Genomic DNA, 21,707 nt, shown 5'->3' with positions numbered 1-21,707 from the left:
CTTGCCCGGCGGCGGCACCGAAATTGCGGCGATCGTTCGTCCGTTTTTCATGACACGGGAGACGAGGATGAACGCGGCTTCGAATGCACGACAGGCGAACAAGACGAGCGAGACGAGCGCGACCGACGCGCGCCGCAGCGGCGATCCGCACACGGTGACGCCGACGCGCCCACGCGTGCGAGCGGCCAAGCCGGCGTCGCGCGACGCGCGTCGGTCGGCCGGGTGCGGCTCAGGTGGCTCAAGCGGGACGAGCGGCTCAAGCGGGCCCGTGGCCGCGCACGACGGCGACAGGAAGGGCAACCCGCTATGGGAGGACGACGGCGGCGCAATGCCGCCGGAAGAGTGGTCGTGACGGGGCAATCGCGTCTGGGCACTTGCGCAAGGTCGCTGACGTTCGGCCGATTCGATTGACGATCGCCGGTGTGCGAGGTACGACCCGCACCGGCAGAGCCGGGCAGCTTTCAACCGCCGGCACGTGCCGCCACGAGCACCGCAACAGGCAATCCGGCCAGGCAGCGACTGAGCGCCAGCATTTCGTCACGCGCATCGATCGCGTCCCGACCATTCAGCCAGTCGATCCAAGGCCCCTCGATTCCGCGCGGCAGCACGACCGCCGTATCGCCCCACTGCGCAGGCGCCACGCGGGGCATCCCGGGCACTTCCCCCAGCAACCGGCTCGCGAGCCGTGTCGCGACGATCACCACGGTGGCGGCCGCGTCGCACCGCGCGAACGCCACCGCGTGTCGCGCGAGCCCGCCGCGCACGCGTAGCGGCACGTACGCGCCGTCCGCGAACGTCGCCGGCCACCGCGCGCGCAGCGCGAGCATCCGCTCGATCAGCGCGCGTTTCACGCGTGCGTCGGGCCAGGCCGGCAGGTACGACGCGACCGGATCGTCGACCCGTTCGGCCGCCAGTGCGTCGAACGGCACGTCGCACCGGTTGTCCGGATCGACGAGCGAGTGATCCCAGCACTCGGTCCCTTGATAGAGGTCGGGCACGCCGGGCGACGCGATCCGCAGCGCCGTCTGCGTCAGGCTGTTGACGATGCCGGCCGGTGCGATCCGTGCGACGAACGCATGCAGCCGGTGCGCGAAATCGCCGGCGCCGCGCGGCGTCAGGATCGCGCGGACGAATGTTTCGCAGGCATGCTCGTAGTCCGGTTCGGGCGCCAGCCAGTCGCTGTGCCGCTTCGCTTCGCGCAATGCTTTCGTCTGCCACTGCGCGACGCGCGCGGCGAGTCCGGCCAGCCCGGCCGCATCGTCGGGCGCGAGCGCCGGCGGCCAGCAGCCGACGAGCGTCTGGTACAGCATCGCCTCCGCGGCCGGCCCCGGCGCCCACGCGAGATCGCGATGCGCGCGGCCCCGGTGCGGCAGGTTCAGCGCGCTCCAGTCGAGCGATACCGCGCGCCATGCGTCCGGGATCTCGCTGAGCACTGCGAGCCGTGCACGCGCGTCCTCGCCGCGCTTGTGGTCGTGCGTGGCCGTCGCGACGAGCCCGTGCGGCACGGTGCGCGCGCGGCGCCGGTTGCGTGCATGGAATCCGCCGCGCGACAGGCTGAAGTCGCCGGCATCGGCGCCGACCTCGTTGCGCGACAGCAGCCGGCCGTAGCGATAGTGGGCCGTATCCTCGACGCCTTTCGCGGCGAGCGGCGCGGTGAGCTGCGCGAACGCGACGCGCGCCGCGGCCAGCGCGTCGGCGTTCGCGCGCGGCACGCGTGCGGCCGGCAAGCCCAGCCACGCGGCGACGCGATCGAGCGCGAACCGGTCGGCCGGATCGATGGCCGTGCACGCGCTTTCGTACGCGTGCGCGAGCACGCGGCGGTCGGCATCGGCAGGCTCCTCGCGCGGAGCCGGATACATTCGGTACACGGGCAGCCGCACCGCCAGTTCGCCCAGCACGCGCCGAATCGCGATCAGGCTGAGGTCCCGCGTGGCGGGCGACGCGCGCGCGATCCCGTGCAGCAGCCGCGCGGCGCGCGCATGCTCGACGGCGAGCTGGCGCATCAGCACGCGCCGCTTGCCGTCGAGCGCTTCCTGCGCGAACGTGCGCGACGAGCCCGACACGGCCGCCCAGTGCGCGGCGAGCGGTTCGGCGCCGGCCGGGTCGTGCAGCAGCGCGCCGACGTCGTTCATGAAGTCGTATCCGGTCGTGCCGGCGACGGCCCAGTCGGCGCGCAGCGATTCGCCCGGCGCGAGGATTTTCTCGACGACGACATACGGCGGCGCGCTGCGCTGCGCGGCCAGCCGTGCATGCAGCCGCCGGCAGTAGGCGCGCGGATCGGCGAGGCCGTCGACGTGATCGACGCGGATGCCGTCGACGAGCCCGGCCGCGTGCAGGCGCAACGGCAGCGCGTGAACGGCGTCGAACACCGCGTCGTCGTCGACGCGGACGGCCGCGAGCGTCGCGATGTCGAAGAAGCGCCGCCAGTTCAGTTCGTCGGCGGCCGTGCGCCACCACGCGAGCCGGTAATGCTGGCGTTCGAGCAGCCGGTGCAGGCTGGTGCGCGAGCGCGCGACGCGCGGGTCGGCGCCGCGCAGCACCGCGTCGAGCGCGTGCGGGCCGTGCGCGGCCGCGTAATCGCGCAGCGCGGCATGCGCGGCGGCCAGCCGTGCGCTGTCGCGCGCCGGCGCGGCGTCGAAGCGTTCGGCGAGCGCGTTCAGGTCCGCGCGGTTCGCGAGGCGCAGGATGTCGGCATGGGTGGCGGCCGCCACGGGCAGCCGCCGTCCGGGGCACGCGATGAAGAAGCGGCCGCTGGCCGGGTCGGCGCCCAGCGTGATGTCGCCGGCTGCGAGCGCGTCGCCGTAGGGCAGGCCGAGACACGGCAGCAGCACCTTGCCGTCGAGCGCCGGATCGGGCGGATGCCAGTCGATGTCGAAATGGCGCGCGTACGGGCTGGCGGGGCCCCATTCGAGCACGTCGTTCCACCAGCCGTTCGACGAGCCGCCGACGCCCATATGGTTCGGCACGATGTCGACGATCACGCCGAGGCCGCGCGCGCGCAACGCGTCGACGAGCCGATTGAAACCTGCTTCGCCGCCGAGTTCGGGATTGAGCGTGCCGTAATCCACGGTGTCGTAGCCGTGCCGCGAGCCCGGTTCGGCGGCCGAGACCGGCGACAGGTACAGGTGGCTCACGCCGAGCCGCGCGAAGTAGTCGGCGTGCGAGGCCGCGTCGTCGAACGTGAAACCCGCATGAAGCTGCAACCGCAGCGTCGCGCGCGGCGTCATGCGCCGCGCTCCCTCGAACGGCGCGCCTGCACGACGGCGGCGATGCGTTCGCGCACGTCGGCGTCGAACAGCGTGTCGATTGTGCGCGGCAGCCGTTGCCGCCAGTTCGGATGCCCGCACGGCGGCCCCGGCAGGTTCGGCTGCGCGTCCAGCGCGAGCAGGTCCTCGAGCGGCACGATCGCGAGCGGCGACGGGCTGCGCGCGACGTACGCGAGGATCGCGCCGACCGGCGGGGCATCGGCCGGCGGGGCGGCGGCGCTGGCCGGTGCGCAGCCGGCCTGCTGCAGCGCGTGCCATAACGCCGCGCGTTCGGCGGCGCGTTCCGCGTGCGCGGCGGGAAGGCCGGAGGGCGCGTCGGGCGGCGCCGCGTTGCCGGCTTCCGGGCGCGGCGCGGTGTCGTGCCCGCGCGCCTGCACGATTTCGTCGGAATCGTGGGCACTGGCGTCGTCCGGCGCGGGAGCGGCCACGTCGTGCCTGTCCGGCTCGTCGTGCTGCGCGGCCACCTGGGCCGCGGCTTGCCGCCAGGCCAGGTCGACGCCGCGCCACCAGCCGGCCACGGTCGGCAAATCATGTGTCGACGTCGTCGCGATCGCGTCGCGGTCCCACTCGGACGGCTGCCGGAACGCGCCGCCCGCGTCGCGCTCGAACCACAGCACGCGCATGCCCGCGACCCCTTGCGCGCCGAGCCGTTCACGAAACCCGGCGGGCACCGTGCCGAGATCCTCGCCGATCGCGAGCGCCCGATGGCGGGCCGCCTCGAGCGCGACGAGCCGCATCAGATCGTCGACCGGATAACGCAGGTACGCGCCGTCGCGCGGCGAGCCGCCGTCCGGCACGATCCACATCCGCGCGAAGCCGAGCACGTGATCGATGCGGATGCCGCCCGCGTGCGCGAACGCCGCGCGCAGCAGCTCGATGAACGGCACGAAACCTTCCGCGCGCAGCGCGTCCGGCGTCCAGGTCGTCACGCCCCACGCCTGGCCGGCCGCGTTGAACAGGTCGGGCGGCGCGCCGAGCGACACGCCGCGCAGCAGCGTCGCGCCGTGCGCCCACGCGTCGCTGCCCGCGCGATCGGAGCCGACCGCGAGATCGGCGATCAGCCCGGTGGCCATGCCCGCGCGGCGTGCCGCATGCTGCGCGTCGCCGAGCGCGCGCGCGGCGCACCATTGCAGGAACGTATGGAACGCGACCGTATCGGCATGCGTGTGCGCGAATGCGTCGACTTCCGCCGATGCCGGGTCGCGCCACGGCGCCGGCCACTGCCGCCAGTCCGCCCCGAGCCCGTGTTCGAGGCAGAACGCCTGCAGCGCATCGAAGCGCGCATGCGCGTCGAGCGCCGCGCCGCCCGTCGCGCGAAACCGCTGGAACGCGTCGCGCGACGGGGCGTCGTCGGCGCGCCACGCGTCGAAGCACGCGCGCAGGCGGCGCAGCTTCAGCGGCAGCACGTGCGGCCAGTCGATCAGAGGCGCATCGGCTGCCGCACCGGCTACGTGACGCACGGCCTCGGCGCCCGGCACCGCGTCGCAGTCGAGATACGCGACGTTGTGCCAGCGCCGCGACGACGGCGAATACGGGCTGTCGTGCGCGGGCAGCGCCGGATAGCCGGCGTGCGTCGGGCTGATCGCCACCGCCTGCGCGCCATGCCGCGCCGCGCGCGCGGCCAGCCGCGCGAGCGCGGTGTAGTCGCCCGCGCCGCCGTCGCCCGCGCGGCGCAGGCTGTAGAGCTGCGCCGCGATGCCCCAGCGGCTGCCCGCATCCGTCGCACGCGTGTCGAACGGGTGCGTGCGCGGCGGTGCGATCGTCAGCCCGATGCGCCGGTCGCCGACGTCGAGCGCGTGGTAACCGGGCATCGCGAGCGGTGGCAGCGCGCCGTGCGCATCCACGCGCCCGTCGATGTGTCCGCCCGCTTCGAGCGTGATTCGGAAGCGCGCGCCCGGTTGCGCGAGCGCGGCGGGCAGGGGCAGCGGCAGGCCCGCGTCGCCGGTCACGACGCGCGGCACCGCCGCATGTCCGCCGGCGAGCGCCGCCGCGCTGTCGACGCGCTGAGCCGCCGTGCCGCACGGCCAGCCCAGCGCATCGACGAGCGCGGCGAGCGCGCGATCGTCCACCCGCCGCGCGATGCCGCCGGCATCGGTCCAGTCGGCGTCCAGGCCGGCCGCGTGCGCGAGGGTCGAGATCGAAACGTCGGTCGTCATGATCGGCTCTGCCCGTTCGCGCGATGATGCCGCGCATCGTGATTGACCGCACCGTCCCGCCACGCGATGCACGCGCGTGGCGGCAGCTTCAGGTCAGTCAGCCGGTCGCGGGCGCGCGGCGGCGTCTCGAACACGATCTTGCCGACCGGCAGTTCGGGCAGTGCCGCGTCGAGCGAGCCGAGATTCAGCGCGATCGTCAGCGTGCTGCCGTCGCCGAGGCGCCAGCGCGCGACGAGCGCCGAAGGTTCGCCGTCGCCCGCGAGCAGGTCGACGCCGAGCGCCCGCGCACCCGGCAGATGCGGCGTCACGAGCACCGCGCGCACCGTCAGCGCGCTGCGGTAGAAGCGCTGCCATGCGGCCGCATCGGGCCAGTTGTCGTCCGGCGGATGGTGCGACGACGAACGGACGAACGTCGCGATGTCGTTCGGGTCGGGGATCAGGTCGCGATGCGCGGGATCGGCGAATGCGGGAAACGCCGCGAATTCGCGGCGCCGGCCTTCGCGCACCGCGTCGGCGAGCGCGCCGTGATAGTCGGTGAAGAACTGGAACGGCTGCGTGCTGCCGTCTTCCTCGCCCATGAACAGCAGCGGGATCGGCGGCGCGAGCAGCATCAGCGCGGTGGCCGCGCGCACCGCGTCGTCGTTCGCGAGCGCGCGCAGCCGCTCGCCGAACGCGCGGTTGCCGATCTGGTCGTGGTTCTGCAGGAACGTGACGAACGCGGTGGGCGGCAGGTGCGCGCTCGGCTCGCCGCGCGCGGCGCCGTCGTGCAGCGGCGACGGTTCGCCCTGGTACGCGAAACCTTCGCCGAGCGTGCGCGCGAAATGGCGCAGCGGCGCGTCGGCGTACGCGCGGTAGTAGCCGTCGCGCTCGCCGGTCAGCAGCACGTGCGCGCTGTTGTGGAAGTCGTCGTTCCACTGCGCGTCGAAACCGCCGGGGCCGAGCAGGCTCGCCGTGTTGCGTTCGTTCTCGAGCACGAGATGAAGGTGGCGTGTGTCGCCCGCAACCGCCCGCACGCGGCGCGCGAGTTCGCGCAGCCACGCGTCGTCGCCGATCGCGTGCGCGGCGTCGATGCGCAGCCCGTCGAAACGGAATTCTTCGAGCCAGTACAGCGCATTCTCGATGAAGAACGCGCTCGTCTGCGGGTGCGAAAAATCGATCGCGGGCCCCCAGGCAGTCCGCCGGTCGTCGCGGAAGAAGGCGGGCGCGTAGCGCGGCAGCAGGTTGCCTTCCGGGCCGAAGTGGTTGTACACGACGTCGAGGAACACCTGCAGCCCGAGCCCGTGCGCGGTGTCGACGAGCGCCTTCAGCTCCTCGGGCCGCCCGTACGACGCGTCGGGCGCGAACGGCAGCACGCCGTCGTAGCCCCAGTTGCGCGAACCGGGGAACGCGTTGACGGGCATCAGCTCGACGGCGGTCACGCCGAGCGCGGCAATGGCCGGCAGCCGCCGCTCGACGCTCGCGTAGCCGCCGCATGCGCCGACGTGCAACTCGTACAGCACCGTCTCGTGCCACGGCCGGCCGCGCCATGCGCCGTCGCGCCAGCGATACGACGCCGGATCGACGACCTGGCTCGGGCCGTCCACGCCGCCGGGCTGGAAGCGCGACGCCGGGTCGGGCACGGTGAAACCGTCGTCGAGGCGGTAGCGATACAGTGCGCCCGGGCCGCACGGCGCGACCGTCTCGAACCAGCCGTCGCCGACGGGTGTCATCGGGATCGTGTGTTCGCTGTCGTCGTGCAGTTCGACGGCTGCCGTGCGGCTGGCGGGCGCCCAAAACCGGAAGCGCGTGCGGTCGGCGTCGACGCAGGTCGCGCCGAACGACGATTCGAACGCGTGCGTGCCGGTTGGACGGTCGGAACGGGATGTCATGGCGGTCCTCAGGAGGGCGGGTCGGGCGGCACGGCGGCCACCGCGATCGCGGCTGCATGCGCGGCGACGTCGAGCCCGTCGGCCGGCCAGTTGCGCGGGCCGGCGTCCGGCGTAGCCGTGTCGACCAGCACGCGGTATTCGAGCACCGGCGCGGGCGGCGCGAACACGATCGTCTCGGACGACGCGTTCAGCATCACCAGCAGCGCCTCGGTGCGCCCGGTGCGGCCCGTGCCGACACGCCGCATCGTCAGCGCGCGGCGTTCGCGGTCCTGCCACGCGGGCACGGTCATCGCGGCGCCGCGCTCGTCGAACCAGTCGATCTCGGCCATGCCCGGTGCGGCGTCGCGGTCGCCCGACGGATAACCCGGCGCGGACATCACCGGATACATGCGCCGCAGCGCGGCGAGCCGCGACACGAAGCGCATCAGCGTCACGGCTTCGTCGCCGTGAGCGAGGTCCCAGTCGAGCCACGACAGCTCGTTATCCTGGCAATACGCGTTGTTGTTGCCGTGCTGCGTGCGGCCGAACTCGTCGCCGGCCACCAGCATCGGCGTGCCGAGCGCGGTGAACAGCGTCGCGAGCATCGAGCGCGCGACGCGCGCGCGCACCGCGCGGATCGCGGCATCGTCGGTGGGCCCTTCGGCGCCCCAGTTCGTGCTGCAGTTGTCGTCGCGGCCGTCGCGGTTGTCCTCGCCGTTCGCTTCGTTGTGTTTCGCCGAATACGAGACGAGATCGGCGAGCGTGAAGCCGTCGTGCGCGGTGACGAAATTGACCGATGCCCACGTATGGCGCCGCTGGTGGTTGAACAGGTCGGCCGACCCGGCGAGCCGCGCGGCGAGCTCCGGCCGCTGGCCCGCGTCGCCGCGCCAGAAGCGCCGCACGGTGTCGCGAAAGCGGTCGTTCCACTCGGCGAAGCCGGGCGGGTGGCGGCCGAGCTGGTAGCCGCCGGGGCCGAGGTCCCACGGCTCGGTGATCAGCTTGCGCTGCGCGAGCACCGGGTCCTGCCGCAGCGCGTCGAAGAAGCCCGCGCCGGGATCGAAGCCGTGCGCCTCGCGCCCGAGCGTCACGCCGAGGTCGAAGCGGAAGCCGTCGACGTTGAACGCGGTGGCCCAGTAGCGCAGCGAATCCATCACCATCTGCACCACGCGCGGATGCGACAGGTTCAGCGTGTTGCCGCAGCCCGTCTCGTCGACATGAAAGCGCTGGTCGCCCGGCACGAGCCGGTAGTAGCTCGCGTTGTCGAGGCCGCGCCACGACAGCGTCGGGCCGAGCTCGTTGCCCTCGCACGTATGGTTGTAGACGACGTCGAGCACGACCTCGATGCCGGCCGCATGCAGCTGCCGGATCGCGATGCGCATCTCGTCGAGCCGCCGCGTCGCGAGATACGCGGGCTCCGGCGCGAAGAACGCGGCCGTGTCGTAGCCCCAGTAGTTGCGCAGCCCGCGGTTCACGAGCGCGCGCTGCTGCAGGAACGCGTGGACGGGCAGCAGCTCGACCGTCGTCACGCCGATCGACAGCAGGTGATCGATGAACGCGGGATGCGCGAATGCCGAGAACGTGCCGCGTTCGGGCGGGCGCAACCCGGCGCGGCGCATCGACGTGCCGCGCACGTGGGTCTCGTAGATCACCGTGTTGCGCCACGACACGCGCGGGCGCCGGTCGGTGCTCCAGTCGAACGCCTCGTCGACCACCACGCACTTCGGCATCGCGGGCGCCGAATCGCGGCGGTCCATCGACAGGTCCGCGCGATTCGAATGGACGCGATAGCCGAACAGCGCGTCCGACCAGCGGAACTGGCCGACCAGCTTGCGCGCGTACGGGTCGAGCAGCAGCTTGGTGGAATTGAAGCGATGGCCGTGCTGCGGCTGGTACGGGCCGTCCGCGCGAAAGCCGTACACGGTGCCCGGATGCGCGTTGGGCAGGTAGCCGTGCCACACCTCGTCGGTGCATTCGGGCAGGTCGAGGCGCGCGAGTTCCTTGCGGCCGGTCGGATCGAACACGCACAGCTGGATGCGCTGCGCGTGCGCGGAAAACACCGCGAAATTGGTTCCGAGGCCGTCCCAGGTCGCGCCGAGCGGATAGCTGCGGCCGGATTCGAGACGGGCGGGCAGGGCGGTCGGCATGGGGCGGATCTCCGTGTCGAGGGCGCGGGTAATCAGGCGGGGGTCAGCCACAGTGTCGCGAGCGGCGGAAGGCGCAGCAGTGCCGACCACGCCTCGCCGTGCGCGGGCACGGCCTCGGCCCACACGGCGCCGTCGTTGCCGGCGTTGGTGCCGCCGTACGGGGCGGCATCGGTGTTCAGCAGTTCGCGCCACTGCCCGGGGGCGGGCAGGCCGATGCGGTAGGCCGCGCGCGGCACCGGCGTGAAGTTGCAGACGGCGACCACGAGGTGCCCGGCGTCGTCGCGGCGCGCGAACGCGAACACGCTGTTGTCGCGGTCGTCGCCGATCAGCCAGGAGAAGCCGGCCGCGTGGCAGTCGAGCGCATGCAGCGCCGGTTCCGCCGCGTACGTGCGGTTCAGGTCGCGCACGAGCCGCTGCACGCCGCGATGCGCGGGCGCGTCGAGCAGGTCCCAGTGCGGCGTCGCGTCGTGCGCGAACTCGGCCCATTGCGCGAATTCGCTGCCCATGAACAGCAGTTTCTTGCCGGGGTGGGCCCACATGAAGCCGAAGTACGCGCGCAACGTCGCGAGCCGCTGCCACGCGTCGCCCGGCATCTTCGCGACGAGCGAGCCCTTGCCGTGCACGACCTCGTCGTGCGACAGCGGCAGCACGAAGCGCTCGGAGAACGCGTACACGAGCCCGAACGTCATCCGGTCGTGGTGATAGCGGCGGTGCACCGGGTCTTCGCGCAGGTACGCGAGCGTGTCGTGCATCCACCCCATGTTCCACTTGAAGTCGAAGCCGAGCCCGCCGTCGCCGGTCGGCGCGGTGACGCCCGGCCACGCGGTCGATTCCTCCGCGACGGTGACGACGCCGGCCGGCGCGGCCGCACCGTGCAGCGTGTCGTTCAGCATGCGCAGGAACGCGACCGATTCGAGGTTCTCGCGGCCGCCGTGCACGTTCGGCACCCATTCGCCTTCCTTGCGCGAATAGTCGCGGTACAGCATCGACGCGACCGCGTCGACGCGGATGCCGTCGACGTGATACCGGCGCGCCCACGCGAGCGCCGACGCGGCGAGGAACGCGCCGACCTCCGTACGCCCGACGTTGAACACGCAGGTGTGCCAGTCGGGATGCAAGCCTTCGCGCGGGTCGGCGTGCTCGTACAGCGCCGTGCCGTCGAACTGCGCCAGGCCATGCGGATCGTCGGGGAAATGCGCGGGAACCCAGTCGACGAGCACGCCGATGCCGGCCGCATGCGCGCGGTCGACGAAGCGCGCGAAGCCGTCGACCGGCCCGAAGCGCGCGGACGGCGCGAACTGCGCGAGCGGCTGGTAGCCCCACGACCCGCCGAACGGGTACTCGGCGATCGGCATGAACTCGATATGCGTGAAGCCCATGCCCCGCGCGTACGGAATCAGCCGCTCGGCGAGTTCGTCCCACGTCGCGCTGCGGTTCATCTCGTCGGGCACGCGTTGCCACGATTCCGGGTGCACCTCGTAGATCGACCACGGCACGCGGTAGCGGTCGGCACGCGGCCGCGCGTGCATCCAGCCCTCGTCGTGCCACGCGAACGCGTCGAGCGCGGCGACGTCGGCGACGACCGACGCCGTGCGCGGCGGCGCCTCGGTCGCGCGCGCACAGGGGTCGGCCTTGTGCGGCAGCACGCGCCCGTCGGCCGCGCGCAGCTCGTACTTGTAGCACTCGCCCGCGCCGATGCCCGGCACGAACAGCTCCCACACGCCCGACGGCTGCCGCAGCCGCATCGGATGGCGGCGGCCGTCCCATGCGTTGAAATCGCCGACCACCGACACGCGCTGCGCGTTCGGCGCCCAGACCGCGAAGCGCACGCCGTCGGTGTCGTCGATGCGCAGCGGCGTCGCGCCGAGGCAGTCGAGCACCGCGGCCGGATCGCCGGCCGACAGGCGCGCGAGCGTCGCGTCGTCGAGCAGCGTGCCGAACGCGTACGCATCGTCGATCACCTGCCGCGCGTCCGGCCAGTCGACCGCGAGCAGGTAGTGCGGGACGCCGCCGTTGCGCGCGATCGTTCCCGCGAAGCAGCCGGCGCGATCGACGCAGTCGAGCGTGCCGAGTTCGTCGCCGTCGGGCGACAGCACGTGCACGCCGGTCGCGCCGGGCAGCAGCGCGCGCACGACGGTCCGGCCGGTCTGCCCGTGCGGGCCGAGGCACGCGAACGGATCGGGATGACGTCCGGCGAGCAGCGCGTCGATGTCGGACCGTTCGAACAGCGTATCGGTCATCGCGTGCCTCCGTCGTCGGATGCGCCGCCGTCGTCGAGCAGCCGTTCGACCAGCGCCGCGAGCCCGCCGACCGGCACGCTCAGCCAGTCGGGGCGGTTCGCCGCTTCGTAGCACAGCTCGTACGACGCCTTGTCGATCAGGAACAGCGCGAGCAGGCGGTCGGCGTAGCGCGGATCGACGAAGCGTGCGGGCGCGAGGTCGGCGGCCGCGCGATAGCAGTCGACGAAACGGTCGGCGGCGGCCTGCCCGAAGCGGTCGAACAGCGCACGCTTGCGGCCGGCCGCCTGCGGCGGCGCCTTCTCGATCGCGAACTGCGCGGTCGCGCTCACATACGACAGCGAGCGCAGCAGGCCCGCCACGTCGCGCAGCGGATGCGACTTCGCGCGGCGGCGCTCGAGCGGGCGCGCCGGCTCGCCTTCGAAGTCGATCAGCAGCGCGTCGCCCTGCACGTCGAGCACCTGCCCCAGATGGAAGTCGCCGTGAATCCGCATGCATTGCGCGTCGAGCGTGCGCGGCACGAGTGCGCCGAGGGCCCGCACGGCCGCGTCGCGCGACGCGAGCAGCGTGTCGGCCGCCGCGCGCATCGCGGGATCGAGCGCATCGAGCCGCGTGTGCAGCACGTCGAGCGCCTGCTCGAACGACGCGATCGCGTCCGCGCACCAGCCGTCGACATGGCCGGGCGTCGCCCGCTCCGGCGCGAACGCGGGGTCGTCGGACGGCTGCGCGAGCGCGACGTGCAGCTGGCCGAGCCGCGTGCCGATGATGCCCGCGAACGCCGCGTAGCCGAGCAGCGCTTCCGGTTCCTCGTCCGCTTCGTCGGTTTCGTCGTTGTCCGCGGCCGGCAGCGCGAGTTCGTCCACCGCGCGGCGCAGGAAGTCGAAGGAGCGCGTCCACGCGTCGCCCTGGTTGTCTGCATAGCGCTGCAGGATCGCGACCGTGTGCGGCGTGCCGTCCGGGTCGACGTGCACGACTTCGCCCGCGAGCGTCGCGGTGTTCGGGTAGCCGATCCGCGTCAGGTAGCGGCTCATTTCCGCTTCCGGATGCACGCCGTGCGCGACCTTGCGCACCAGCTTCAGCACGATCGCGTCGCCGATCACGAGCGAGCTGTTGCTCTGCTCGGCCGCGAGCCAGCGCACTTCGGCGTCGTCGCCGGGGTCGAGCGCGGCGAGCGCGTCTTCCGGCAGGAACGCGAGGCGGCCGCCGTCGGAGGTCGGCACCACGGCGCCGTCGCGCAGCTTGCGCAGCATCCCGCGTGCGAACGCCGGCAGCGCGAACGCGTCGGTCAGGTAGCCGATCGTGTGGCCGCGCCGCACGCGCGCGAGCGCGAGCTGCGTGAACAGCGGCTGCGAGGTCTCGCCGCCCCATGCGGCCGCGAGCGGCACGACGTAGCGTTCGACGTCGCGCTGCGCGCCCGCTTCGACCCAGGCCTCCGCATACTCGAACGGCTCGCCCGGCACCGGCGTGACGACGTTCAGCCTGGCTTCGCCGATCGTGCGGTCCTTCGACGCGAACCAGCGCCGCCGCGCGAGCCACGACGGCAGCGCATCGTGCGCGAGCGTGTGCAGCTGCTCGAGGTTCGGCCGCGCCTCGCCGCGCCGCATCACGAGCGTCACGTATTCGGGCAGCGCTTCCGCGTGCGGCTGCCGCCACGACGGTTCGCGCCCATGTTCGGCGAGTACGAACCACAGGAAGCCGTACGGCGGGAAGGTGAGGAGATACGGGAGCTGGCCGATCGGCGGAAACGGGGAATCCGACGTCATCTCGATCGGTACGCGGCCCGCGAACCCGGACAGGTCGAGTTCGACGGCCTGCGACGCGCGCGACAGGTTCGCGACGCACAGCACCGGATCGTGGCCGTCCAGCTCGCGCAGGTACGCGAGCACCTTGCGGTTCTCCGGGCGCAGGAAGCGGATCGTGCCGCGCCCGAACGCCTGCGACGCGCGGCGGGTCGACAGGATGCGGCGCGTCCAGTTCAGCAGCGAATGCGGGTCGCGCGTCTGCGCCTCGACGTTGACCGCGTCATAGCCGTACAGCGAGCCCATCACCGGCGGCAAGACGAGCAGTTCGGGGTCGGCGCGCGAGAAGCCGCCGTTGCGGTCCGACGACCACTGCATCGGCGTGCGCACGCCGTCGCGGTCGCCGAGATGGATGTTGTCGCCCATCCCGAGTTCGTCGCCGTAGTAGATCACCGGCGTGCCGGGCATCGACAGCAGCAGCGAGTTGATCAGCTCGATGCGGCGCCGGTCGCGTTCCATCAGCGGCGCGAGCCGGCGCCGGATGCCGAGGTTCAGCCGCGCGCGCCGGTCGCTCGCGTAGGTCTGCCACAGCAGGTCGCGCTCGGAGTCGGTGACCATCTCGAGCGTCAGCTCGTCGTGGTTGCGCAGGAACACGGCCCACTGGTTGCTCGGCGCGAGCGCCGGCGTCTGCCGCATGATGTCGACGATCGGGAAACGGTCCTCGCTCGCGATCGACATGTAGATGCGCGGCATCAGCGGGAAGTGGAATGCCATGTGGCATTCGTTCTCGTCGCCGAAATACTCCTGCACGTCCTCCGGCCACTGGTTCGCTTCGGCGAGCAGCATCCGGTTCGGGTACTCGGCGTCGATCGTCGCGCGGATCTGCTTCAGGATCGCGTGCGTCTCGGGCAGGTTCTCGTTGTTCGTGCCTTCGCGCTCGACCAGATACGGCACCGCGTCGAGCCGCAGCCCGTCGATGCCGAGGTCGAGCCAGAAGCGCATCACCTGCAGCACCTCGCGCACGACGGCCGGGTTGTCGAAGTTCAGGTCGGGCTGGTGCGAATAGAAGCGGTGCCAGTAGTACTGGCCGGCGAGCGGGTCGTGGGTCCAGTTCGACGTTTCCGTATCGAGGAAGATGATCCGCGTGCCCGCGTATTTCGTGTCGGTGTCGGACCACACGTAGTAGTCGCGGTGATTCGAGCCCGGTTTCGCGCGGCGCGCGCGCTGAAACCACGGATGCTGGTCCGACGTGTGGTTGATCACCAGCTCGGTGATCACGCGGATGCCGCGCGCATGGGCTTCGCGAATGAAGCGCCGCACGTCGGCGAGCGTGCCGTAGTCGGGATGCACGTCGCGGTAATCGGCGATGTCGTAGCCGTCGTCGCGGCGCGGAGACGGGTAGAACGGCAGCAGCCAGATCGTGTCGACGCCGAGTTCGGCGATGTAGTCGAGCTTCGCGATCAGGCCGGGGAAATCGCCGATGCCGTCGTTGTTCGAGTCGTAGAACGACTTCACGTGCACCTGGTAGATGATCGCGTCCTTGTACCACAGCGGATCGTCCGCACAGAGTGCCGGTGCGCGGCGGCGCGCGCGGCGCCGGCGCGGCGTGCCGGCCGGCTCGAGCGACGGGAACTGTGCGCGACGTACGTCGTCGAGGGAATCTTCGCGTTTCATCATCCATGGGCTCCCGAAATGGGCCGGGCGTCGCCCGGTTCGCGCGCCGCCGCCCGCGCGGCGCCTGGAGACGGCGTGAGCCGCCAGATCGCATACGGCCGCACATGCGGATCGAGCGAGACGTACTGGCGATGCCCGCGCCAGGTTTGAGCGTGCGTGGCGTCCTGTTCGAGCGCGTCGAGCGGTTCGCCGTCGACGAGCCCGAAACCGCGCCACAGCGATGCGTCGAGCGTGAAGTTCGCGACCTGCGGATGCCACGGGTCGGTGCTGATCGCGACGGCGACCACGCTGTCGAACGCCGGCGTTGCCTTGACGAACACGAGCACCGCGTCGTTGTCCGCGTCGGCGAACGTGATGCCGAGGTGCGTCTGCAGTGCCGGGTGAGCGCGCCGCGCGCGGTTCAGACGCGCGATCTCGGCGCCGATGTGCGCGGCGCGGCGCCAGTCCCGCGCGCGCAGCTCGTACTTCTCCGCGTTCGCGTATTCCTCGCTGTCCGGCAGCGGCGCCGATTCGCCGAGCTCGAAGCCCGAGTACATCCCCCACGACCCGGCCAGCGTCGCCGCGAGCGCCGCGCGGATCACGAACTGCGTGCGCGGCGCGTTCTGCAGGTGGCGCGGGTTGATGTCGGGCGTGTTGACGAAGAAGTTCGGGCGGAAGAACTCGCGCGCGGGGCCGGCCGTGAGCTCGGTCAGGTAGTCGATGAATTCGCGCTTCGACTCGCGCCACGTGAAGTACGTGTACGACTGCGAGAAGCCGACTTTCGCGAGGCGATACATCATCCCCGGCCGCGTGAACGCCTCGGACAGGAACACGACGTCCGGATGCCGGCCGCGCACGTCGTCGATCATCCACGCCCAGAACGGCAGCGGCTTCGTGTGCGGGTTGTCGACGCGGAAGATCCGCACACCCGCGTCGACCCAGAACAGTATCGCGTCGCGCAGCGCGAGCCACAGGTCGGGCAACGCGTCGGGCGCGTAGAAATCGGGGTTCACGATGTCCTGGTAGCGCTTCGGCGGATTCTCCGCGAAGCGCAGCGAACCGTCGGGCCGCCACGCGAACCAGCCCGGATGCGCGGCGAGCCACGGATGGTCGGGCGAACACTGGATCGCGAAATCGAGCGCGATCTCGAGCCCGTGACCGCGCGCGGCGTCGACCAGCGCGCGGAACGATTCGAGCGTGCCGAGCTGCGGATGCACGGCCGTGTGGCCGCCGTCCGGCGAGCCGATCGCATACGGGCTGCCGACGTCGTCGGGGCCGGCCGTCAGGCTGTTGTTGCGCCCCTTGCGCGCGGTCGTGCCGATCGGGTGGATCGGCGGGAAATACAGCACGTCGAAACCCATGTCGCGGATGCGCGGCAGGTGCGCGATCACGTCGTCGAACGTGCCGTGCCGGTCCGGATCGTCGCTCGCCGAGCGCGGAAACATCTCGTACCAGCTCGAGAAGCGCGCCGCGCGGCGCTCGACGTCGACCGGGAAGGGTGTCGTGTGCGTGACGAACGGGCGGTAGCGCAGCGCCGCGAACGCATCGGCGAGCGGCGCCGCGCCGAGTTGCGCGAGCCGCGCGTCGGCCGGCGCGTCCTTGAACCCGGCGGCCAGCTGTTCCATCCGCGCGAGCGCGCGCGCATCGAGCGGATCGGCGAGCCTGAGCGCGGTCGCGAGCAGCAGCTGCGCTTCGCGCAGTTCGAGCGTCACGTCCTGACCGGCCGCGTCTTTCTTCGCGACATCGTCGACGAGCGACGCCCAGTCGTCGCGCCACGCGATCACGCGAAACTCATGGCGGCCGAGCCGGTCGAGCGTGACGCGTGCGTGCCAGCCGTCGTTCGGTTCGGCTTCGAACGGGATTTCGCGCCAGTCGTCGTCGCAGGCGGCGCGCCACTGCAGCGCGGCCGCGAGATGCGCGTGCCCGTCGGTGAAGATCGATGCATGGACGACGAGCGTCTCGCCGATCACGCGCTTGACCGCGAAGCGGCCGCCGTCGACCGACGGCTCGACGTGCTCGATCGCGATCCGGTCGGCCGCGAGCGCGGCGGACAGCGCGCCGCGCTCGCGCGCGGCGTCGGCGCGTGTCGTGGCGGGCGGTGCCGGCCACGCATGCAGCAGCGCGTATGCGCCGGGTTCGAGCGTGAACGGTTCGAGCGCGGCGGGCGAATTGGCTTGCGCACCGTCGTGCGTGACGACCCGCGTGAAGCCGCCCGGCACGCCGGGCAGGATCGTCGCGGGGTCGACCGTTGCCGCCGCGTCGAGATCGGGATTCAGGGCGATCAGCAGCGCGGCTTCGTCGTGTTCGAGCGACGGCCCGATGCCGCGCAGCAGCGCGGTCGCCGCCGCACCGGGCGCGCTCAGCTGCACGATCTCGCCGCGCGCGGCCGCGACGGGCGTGGCGCGGCGCCACGCGTTCGCATCGGCGATCGCGCCGGACAGGTCGAAGCGCGCGCGCTCGAACGCGGCGCGGTAGCGCGCCGCATCGGCGTCGCGCGCCATCAGCGGCACCGTGACACCGCGTTCGAAGCCCATCGGCACGAGCCAGCCGGTGCCGACGGCCGCGGCCGTCCACAGCGCGCGGCGATAGGCGCGGGCGACGGTATCGTCCGGCGCGTCGGGCCAGTCGTCGGCGAGGCGCTTGCCGTCGAACGCGTCGGGAAACGCGATCGGCGAGCCGATGCGCCGCAGCAGCCGGTGCTCGTCGACGAACCACGGCGCGCGCAGGTCCCACCAGCGTACCGATGAAAACACCGCGTCGAACCCGGTGCCTTCGAGCTGCGCGAGCGCGTCCCGCGCATGGCCGGGCACGCCCGCGAGCACCGCGACGTCCGGGCGCGCCCGGCGCAGCGCCACGCGCCAGCCGGGCCACCAGTCGGCCGGCAGATGATGCGGCGCGTCGACCAGGAAGCCGGCGGCACCCGCATCGGCGAATGCGCCGAGGTGCGCGCACCACCACGCGGAAAGCCCGTCGCGTACCGCGTCGCTGTCGAGGTTCGCGTGGGCGACGTCCAGCGCGTGCGCGGTGCCGCGCGGATCGATCAGCGCGTCGTCGTGCGTGCGCTCGACGTACCAGTCCGGATGTTCGGCGCGCAGCGGGTTGTCGCGCGCGATGCGGTCCGGCACGGCTTCGAGCAGCAGGCGCAGCCCGTGGCCGTGCGCGAGCTGCGCGAGCCGCGAGAAGGTTTCGAGTGCGCTTGCACGCGTCGCGAACGATTGGGCCGGACGCCGGAAATCGGCCACGTGGCGCGGAAAGCCGGCGACGCTCGCCGCCCAGAAGCCGCCGACCAGCACGTGATCGAAGCCCATGCCCGCGATGTGCGCGAATGTCTGCGGCCATGCGTCGAGCGGCCCGACGAGGCGGGCGTCGCAGAAATAGATATGCGGGGCGAAGGTCGGCGTGGAGTCCATGGCGTGGCGCGGGGCGGGTGGCGGCAGTCGATAGCGCCGATGTGCCGCAACGCGCGTGCCCGCCGGGCGGTGTCCCGCCGGGCAAGGCGCGTGCGGGAAGCCGGCCGGTGCCGGGACTGTCGTTTTTACATGAGCGCCGGGTACATGCATGCACTTACATGCGCGGTATCGAGCGGATGTCCGTGCTGTCGCCCGTGCCGCGATCGTCGTCCGCGTCGGGCAGCGGCACGCCGGGGTCGTAGCGCACCACGGCGCCGTGTTCGATCCGGTGCGCGAACGGCGGCGGCGGGTCGATCTCGTCGCCGAAGCGCGCGCGCACGAACGCGCGCAGCAGCGCCACGCGGGCATCGCGGGCGTGCGCGCCGCAGGTCGACGGGCCGTCGGCGAAGGTGGCGTCGCATTCGACGTCGTCGCCGTGGCGGGTGATCCGCAGATCGTCGACGCGGTCGAGTACCGTGCCGGCGTCGGCCCACGATGTCGATGGCGTGAACGGGGCATCGAGGTGCCGGAACGCGTCGCAGGCGGCCGTCACGACGACGGTCGGCGTGACGGCGGTGAAGCGCAGCGTGTCTTCGTCGTCCACGCACAGTGCGCGGGCGCACCAGTAGTCGAGTGCCTGTCCGTCGAGGGCGTCGGTTCGCATGGGTGGGCTCCGTCCGGTCGAAACCGGCTCACCGCGCAAGCGACGTGCCCGCTGCGGGCGTCACGCGCATTCGTGCGACCGGCGGATAGTGGGCGGACGCATTCTGCGCGCGCACGCTGCGATGCACGGCCACGTCGGCCGGCAGCTCGCCCCGGATGGGCCCGGATTGGGGCCAGCGAGAACACCGGGGCACACGGTCGGGAACGTGCGGGGCGCCGTCGGCCATCGCGTCGGCGCGTGGCGCGTGTCGCGCGGTCCCGCACGATCATCGCGCGTCGACGTCCCGGTCGCCGTCGATATGCTGCAGCAGCGCGTCGCAGCGGGCGCGCAGCGCCTGCAGTTCGGGCGAATCCGCATCGAGCCGCACGCGTTCGCCGCTGGCCGGATCGCCGTGCGCGACCGCGATGGCGTAGATGCCTTGCGCGATCGTCGTCGAGGCGTCCGCGATCTTGATCCGCTCGAGCCATCCGCATTCGGCGCGATGGCAGGCGAGCCATGCGCGCAGCGCGTCCACGAGCTGGCGGGTCGAGAGCCATGCGCCGGACCGCATGCGCGCGGCCAGCTGGCACGACACGAGATGGGAGAGCAGGTCGGCGCGGGTCACGCGAAGCTCCTTGACGCGGTATCGGGTTGACAGGTCCGTACGCAGGCGATGCTTTGCAGCGTTTCGCAGATGGCGGCGAATTCCGGTCCGCTGGTGCGCGAGAACGAAACGGAAATGTCGTCGGTGTCGGGATCGTCGTCCGACTGCTGGACGATGAACCGCTTCACGCGCACCCGGCCCGGGCCGAGCGCTTCGTGCAGCGTGCCGAGCGTCAGGCCGCCGCGCTCGACCACGAGCTGCAGCGTGCGTTGCTGGCGCTGCGCGATGAAGCGGCGCTCGAGCGGCTTCACGCCCGCGAGGATCGCGAGCACGATCGCCGTCGCGCCGACCGACGCAACCACCATGCCGCCGCCCGCGGCAAGGCCGACACCGGCCACCGCCCACAGGCTCGCGGCGGTCGTCAGCCCGCGCACGACTTCGCCGCGCAGCAGGATCGAGCCCGCGCCGAGAAAGCCGATGCCCGACACCACCTGCGCGGCGACCCGCGACGGGTCGAGCACGACGCCGTTTTGCCCGCGCACGTCTTCGAAGCCGAACGTCGACACCAGCATCACGAGCGCGGAGCCCACGCATACGAGCATGTGCGTGCGCAGCCCGGCGGCCCAGTTCAGGCGTTCGCGTTCGAGCCCTATCACGCTGCCGAGCAGCGCGGCCAGCAGCAGGCGTCCGAGAAGTTCGAGGTGGCCGATCATGATGGGAAATCCTTGCGGCCCGCGCGAGGCGGCCCGGAACGGTCAAGACTGTCGATACGGTCGATACGCAACGGCACGCAAGCCGCGTGCCGGCCGGGCACGGCGCGTGCGCACAAGGTTCGCCGCGCGCGCGGTGGTCACGCGGCGCGCATTTTTTGCATCGGAATCGCAGATAAGGACAGGAGGCCACCATGCAACATCACCAGGACGCACAGGTTCGCGACCCGTATCGCGGCCACGAAATCCTCGTCTGGGCCCGGCGCGACGAACGCGGCGCGTGGCGCGACGAGGTGCAGGTGTATGTCGGCGGCGCGCGCATCGAGCTGATCGTGCCGGAGCCGGCCGGCCCCGAATGGCTGACCGAGGTCGACGCGCTGCGCGCGGGCGTCGAGCGGGGTCGGTACCTGATCGACAAGCGCGTGGACGACGACTGAGCCGCTCGGCGGCCGCGTGGCGTTACGGCACGGCGTGGCCGGCGAAACCGACGGCGATCCCGCGCAGGCGCCGTCGGCGAGGCAGGCGGTTCAGGGGCGCGCCGCGATCTCGTCGAGATGCCACAGCAGATCGGCCGGATCGTCGTACACGCGCAGCGCGCCCGCGCGTTCCAGCTCGTCGCTGCCGTAACCGCCCGACAGCAGCCCGACGCCGAGCGAGCGGCAGCGGCTCGCGGCGAGCATGTCCCAGATGCTGTCGCCGACCACGACCGTGTGTTCGATCGGCACGTTCAGTTGCGCGGCGGCCGTCAGGAACAGGTCGGGGTCGGGCTTCGCGTACTTGACCTGGTCGCGCGTGACCACGACGTGCTTCGCCGGATCGACGCCGAGCGCCTCGAGGTTGATGGCGGCCGTTTCCATCCGTCCGCTGGTCGCGATCGCCCAGCGGATGCCCGCCGCCGACAGCGCGGCCAGCAATTCGCGCGCGCCGGGCAGCGGCCGGACCTGCGCGCGCAGCCGCTGGTACGCGGCCGCATGCAGGCGGGCAAGGCGCTCGACGCGCTCGGCGTCGAGGTTGCCCGACGTCTCCCGCAGCAGCTGATTCAGGAACAGGCCGCCGCTCATGCCGATCTTGCGGTGGATGCGCCACACCGACAGTTCGATGCCTTCGGCATCGAGCGCCTCCTTCCACGCGAGCACGTGCTGATAGACGCTGTCGACGAGCGTGCCGTCGAGATCGAACAGAAATGACGTTTCAATGCGCATGTGAATCTCCTGGCTCGCCGGGGGCGAGCGGACAAAGGTCGAGCGAACGGGTCGTGAAAGCGTGCCGCACATTATCGGCGCAAGGCCATGTCATGACCATGTCCCGCGGCCACCCCG

At 72.1% G+C, this 21,707-nt stretch carries 13 protein-coding genes; 2 read left to right on the top strand and 11 right to left on the bottom strand.

The window, feature by feature from the left end:
* The first annotated feature begins 67 nt into the window (after window positions 1-67).
* Complete coding sequence (locus ACTJLD_RS39320) at window positions 68-352, top strand: hypothetical protein (protein WP_440661496.1); 285 nt, start codon at window positions 68-70, stop codon at window positions 350-352.
* Window positions 353-461: 109 nt separating this feature from the next.
* On the opposite strand, the gene treY is transcribed toward ACTJLD_RS39320, so the two are convergent.
* The 10 genes from treY to ACTJLD_RS39270 all read right to left on the bottom strand — a co-directional run bounded on the left by treY (window position 462) and on the right by ACTJLD_RS39270 (window position 20,391).
* Window positions 462-3,227, bottom strand: coding sequence for a malto-oligosyltrehalose synthase (gene treY / locus ACTJLD_RS39315; protein ID WP_440661494.1), 2,766 nt, complete (start codon window positions 3,225-3,227; stop codon window positions 462-464).
* Window positions 3,224-5,422 carry a 4-alpha-glucanotransferase gene (malQ, locus tag ACTJLD_RS39310; RefSeq protein ID WP_440661492.1) on the bottom strand — a complete coding sequence of 733 codons (2,199 nt, stop codon included), beginning with the start codon at window positions 5,420-5,422 and terminating at the stop codon, window positions 3,224-3,226. Before malQ ends, treY begins: the two co-directional genes overlap by 4 nt.
* The gene (treZ, locus tag ACTJLD_RS39305; protein WP_440661490.1) at window positions 5,419-7,290 is read right to left on the bottom strand and encodes a malto-oligosyltrehalose trehalohydrolase; all 1,872 of its coding nucleotides are present in this window, start codon (window positions 7,288-7,290) and stop codon (window positions 5,419-5,421) included. Before treZ ends, malQ begins: the two co-directional genes overlap by 4 nt.
* Before the next feature lie 8 nt (window positions 7,291-7,298).
* On the bottom strand, window positions 7,299-9,413 hold the full coding sequence (glgX, locus tag ACTJLD_RS39300) for a glycogen debranching protein GlgX (RefSeq protein ID WP_440661488.1): 2,115 nt from the start codon (window positions 9,411-9,413) through the stop codon (window positions 7,299-7,301).
* A 32-nt stretch (window positions 9,414-9,445) separates the two neighbouring features.
* Window positions 9,446-11,653 (bottom strand): 1,4-alpha-glucan branching protein GlgB, encoded by a 2,208-nt coding sequence (gene glgB, locus ACTJLD_RS39295; RefSeq protein WP_060356991.1) that lies wholly within the window; start codon window positions 11,651-11,653, stop codon window positions 9,446-9,448.
* On the bottom strand, window positions 11,650-15,063 hold the full coding sequence (gene treS / locus ACTJLD_RS39290; protein WP_059693490.1) for a maltose alpha-D-glucosyltransferase: 3,414 nt from the start codon (window positions 15,061-15,063) through the stop codon (window positions 11,650-11,652). Before treS ends, glgB begins: the two co-directional genes overlap by 4 nt.
* A complete protein-coding gene (locus tag ACTJLD_RS39285) occupies window positions 15,063-18,452 on the bottom strand; it encodes a maltotransferase domain-containing protein (RefSeq protein ID WP_440661485.1) in 3,390 nt (1,129 codons plus the stop codon). The genes treS and ACTJLD_RS39285 overlap by 1 nt, the downstream gene beginning before the upstream one ends.
* 154 nt (window positions 18,453-18,606) lie before the next feature.
* Window positions 18,607-19,095 (bottom strand): phage protein NinX family protein, encoded by a 489-nt coding sequence (locus ACTJLD_RS39280; RefSeq protein ID WP_059687745.1) that lies wholly within the window; start codon window positions 19,093-19,095, stop codon window positions 18,607-18,609.
* Between the two features lie 265 nt (window positions 19,096-19,360).
* Complete coding sequence (locus tag ACTJLD_RS39275; protein WP_226181933.1) at window positions 19,361-19,699, bottom strand: hypothetical protein; 339 nt, start codon at window positions 19,697-19,699, stop codon at window positions 19,361-19,363.
* Window positions 19,696-20,391, bottom strand: coding sequence for an MgtC/SapB family protein (locus ACTJLD_RS39270; protein ID WP_027792547.1), 696 nt, complete (start codon window positions 20,389-20,391; stop codon window positions 19,696-19,698). Before ACTJLD_RS39270 ends, ACTJLD_RS39275 begins: the two co-directional genes overlap by 4 nt.
* A 191-nt stretch (window positions 20,392-20,582) precedes the next feature.
* On the opposite strand from ACTJLD_RS39270, the gene ACTJLD_RS39265 reads away from it, so the two are divergent.
* Window positions 20,583-20,825: a DUF6566 family protein gene (locus ACTJLD_RS39265; RefSeq protein ID WP_175865186.1), complete on the top strand. Its 243-nt coding sequence runs from the start codon at window positions 20,583-20,585 to the stop codon at window positions 20,823-20,825.
* A 90-nt stretch (window positions 20,826-20,915) separates the two neighbouring features.
* On the opposite strand, the gene ACTJLD_RS39260 is transcribed toward ACTJLD_RS39265, so the two are convergent.
* Entirely contained in the window at window positions 20,916-21,590 is a 675-nt protein-coding gene (locus ACTJLD_RS39260) for an HAD family hydrolase (protein WP_021161534.1), read from the bottom strand.
* Window positions 21,591-21,707: the final 117 nt, after the last annotated feature.

This window comes from Burkholderia sp. 22088 (assembly GCF_052045915.1).
Classification (GTDB): domain Bacteria; phylum Pseudomonadota; class Gammaproteobacteria; order Burkholderiales; family Burkholderiaceae; genus Burkholderia; species Burkholderia cepacia.
Note: the sequence above shows the minus strand (reverse complement) of the source record. Positions and strands in the feature narration are given on the sequence as shown.

Excerpts from the sequence above, each read along its gene's own strand:
- ACTJLD_RS39320 (WP_440661496.1), top strand. The coding sequence starts at position 68 with ATGAACGCGGCTTCGAATGCACGACAGGCGAACAAGACGAGCGAGACG.
- treY (WP_440661494.1), bottom strand. The coding sequence starts at position 3,227 with ATGACGCCGCGCGCGACGCTGCGGTTGCAGCTTCATGCGGGTTTCACG.
- malQ (WP_440661492.1), bottom strand. The coding sequence starts at position 5,422 with ATGACGACCGACGTTTCGATCTCGACCCTCGCGCACGCGGCCGGCCTG.
- treZ (WP_440661490.1), bottom strand. The coding sequence starts at position 7,290 with ATGACATCCCGTTCCGACCGTCCAACCGGCACGCACGCGTTCGAATCG.
- glgX (WP_440661488.1), bottom strand. The coding sequence starts at position 9,413 with ATGCCGACCGCCCTGCCCGCCCGTCTCGAATCCGGCCGCAGCTATCCG.
- glgB (WP_060356991.1), bottom strand. The coding sequence starts at position 11,653 with ATGACCGATACGCTGTTCGAACGGTCCGACATCGACGCGCTGCTCGCC.
- treS (WP_059693490.1), bottom strand. The coding sequence starts at position 15,063 with ATGAAACGCGAAGATTCCCTCGACGACGTACGTCGCGCACAGTTCCCG.
- ACTJLD_RS39285 (WP_440661485.1), bottom strand. The coding sequence starts at position 18,452 with ATGGACTCCACGCCGACCTTCGCCCCGCATATCTATTTCTGCGACGCC.
- ACTJLD_RS39280 (WP_059687745.1), bottom strand. The coding sequence starts at position 19,095 with ATGCGAACCGACGCCCTCGACGGACAGGCACTCGACTACTGGTGCGCC.
- ACTJLD_RS39270 (WP_027792547.1), bottom strand. The coding sequence starts at position 20,391 with ATGATCGGCCACCTCGAACTTCTCGGACGCCTGCTGCTGGCCGCGCTG.
- ACTJLD_RS39265 (WP_175865186.1), top strand. The coding sequence starts at position 20,583 with ATGCAACATCACCAGGACGCACAGGTTCGCGACCCGTATCGCGGCCAC.
- ACTJLD_RS39260 (WP_021161534.1), bottom strand. The coding sequence starts at position 21,590 with ATGCGCATTGAAACGTCATTTCTGTTCGATCTCGACGGCACGCTCGTC.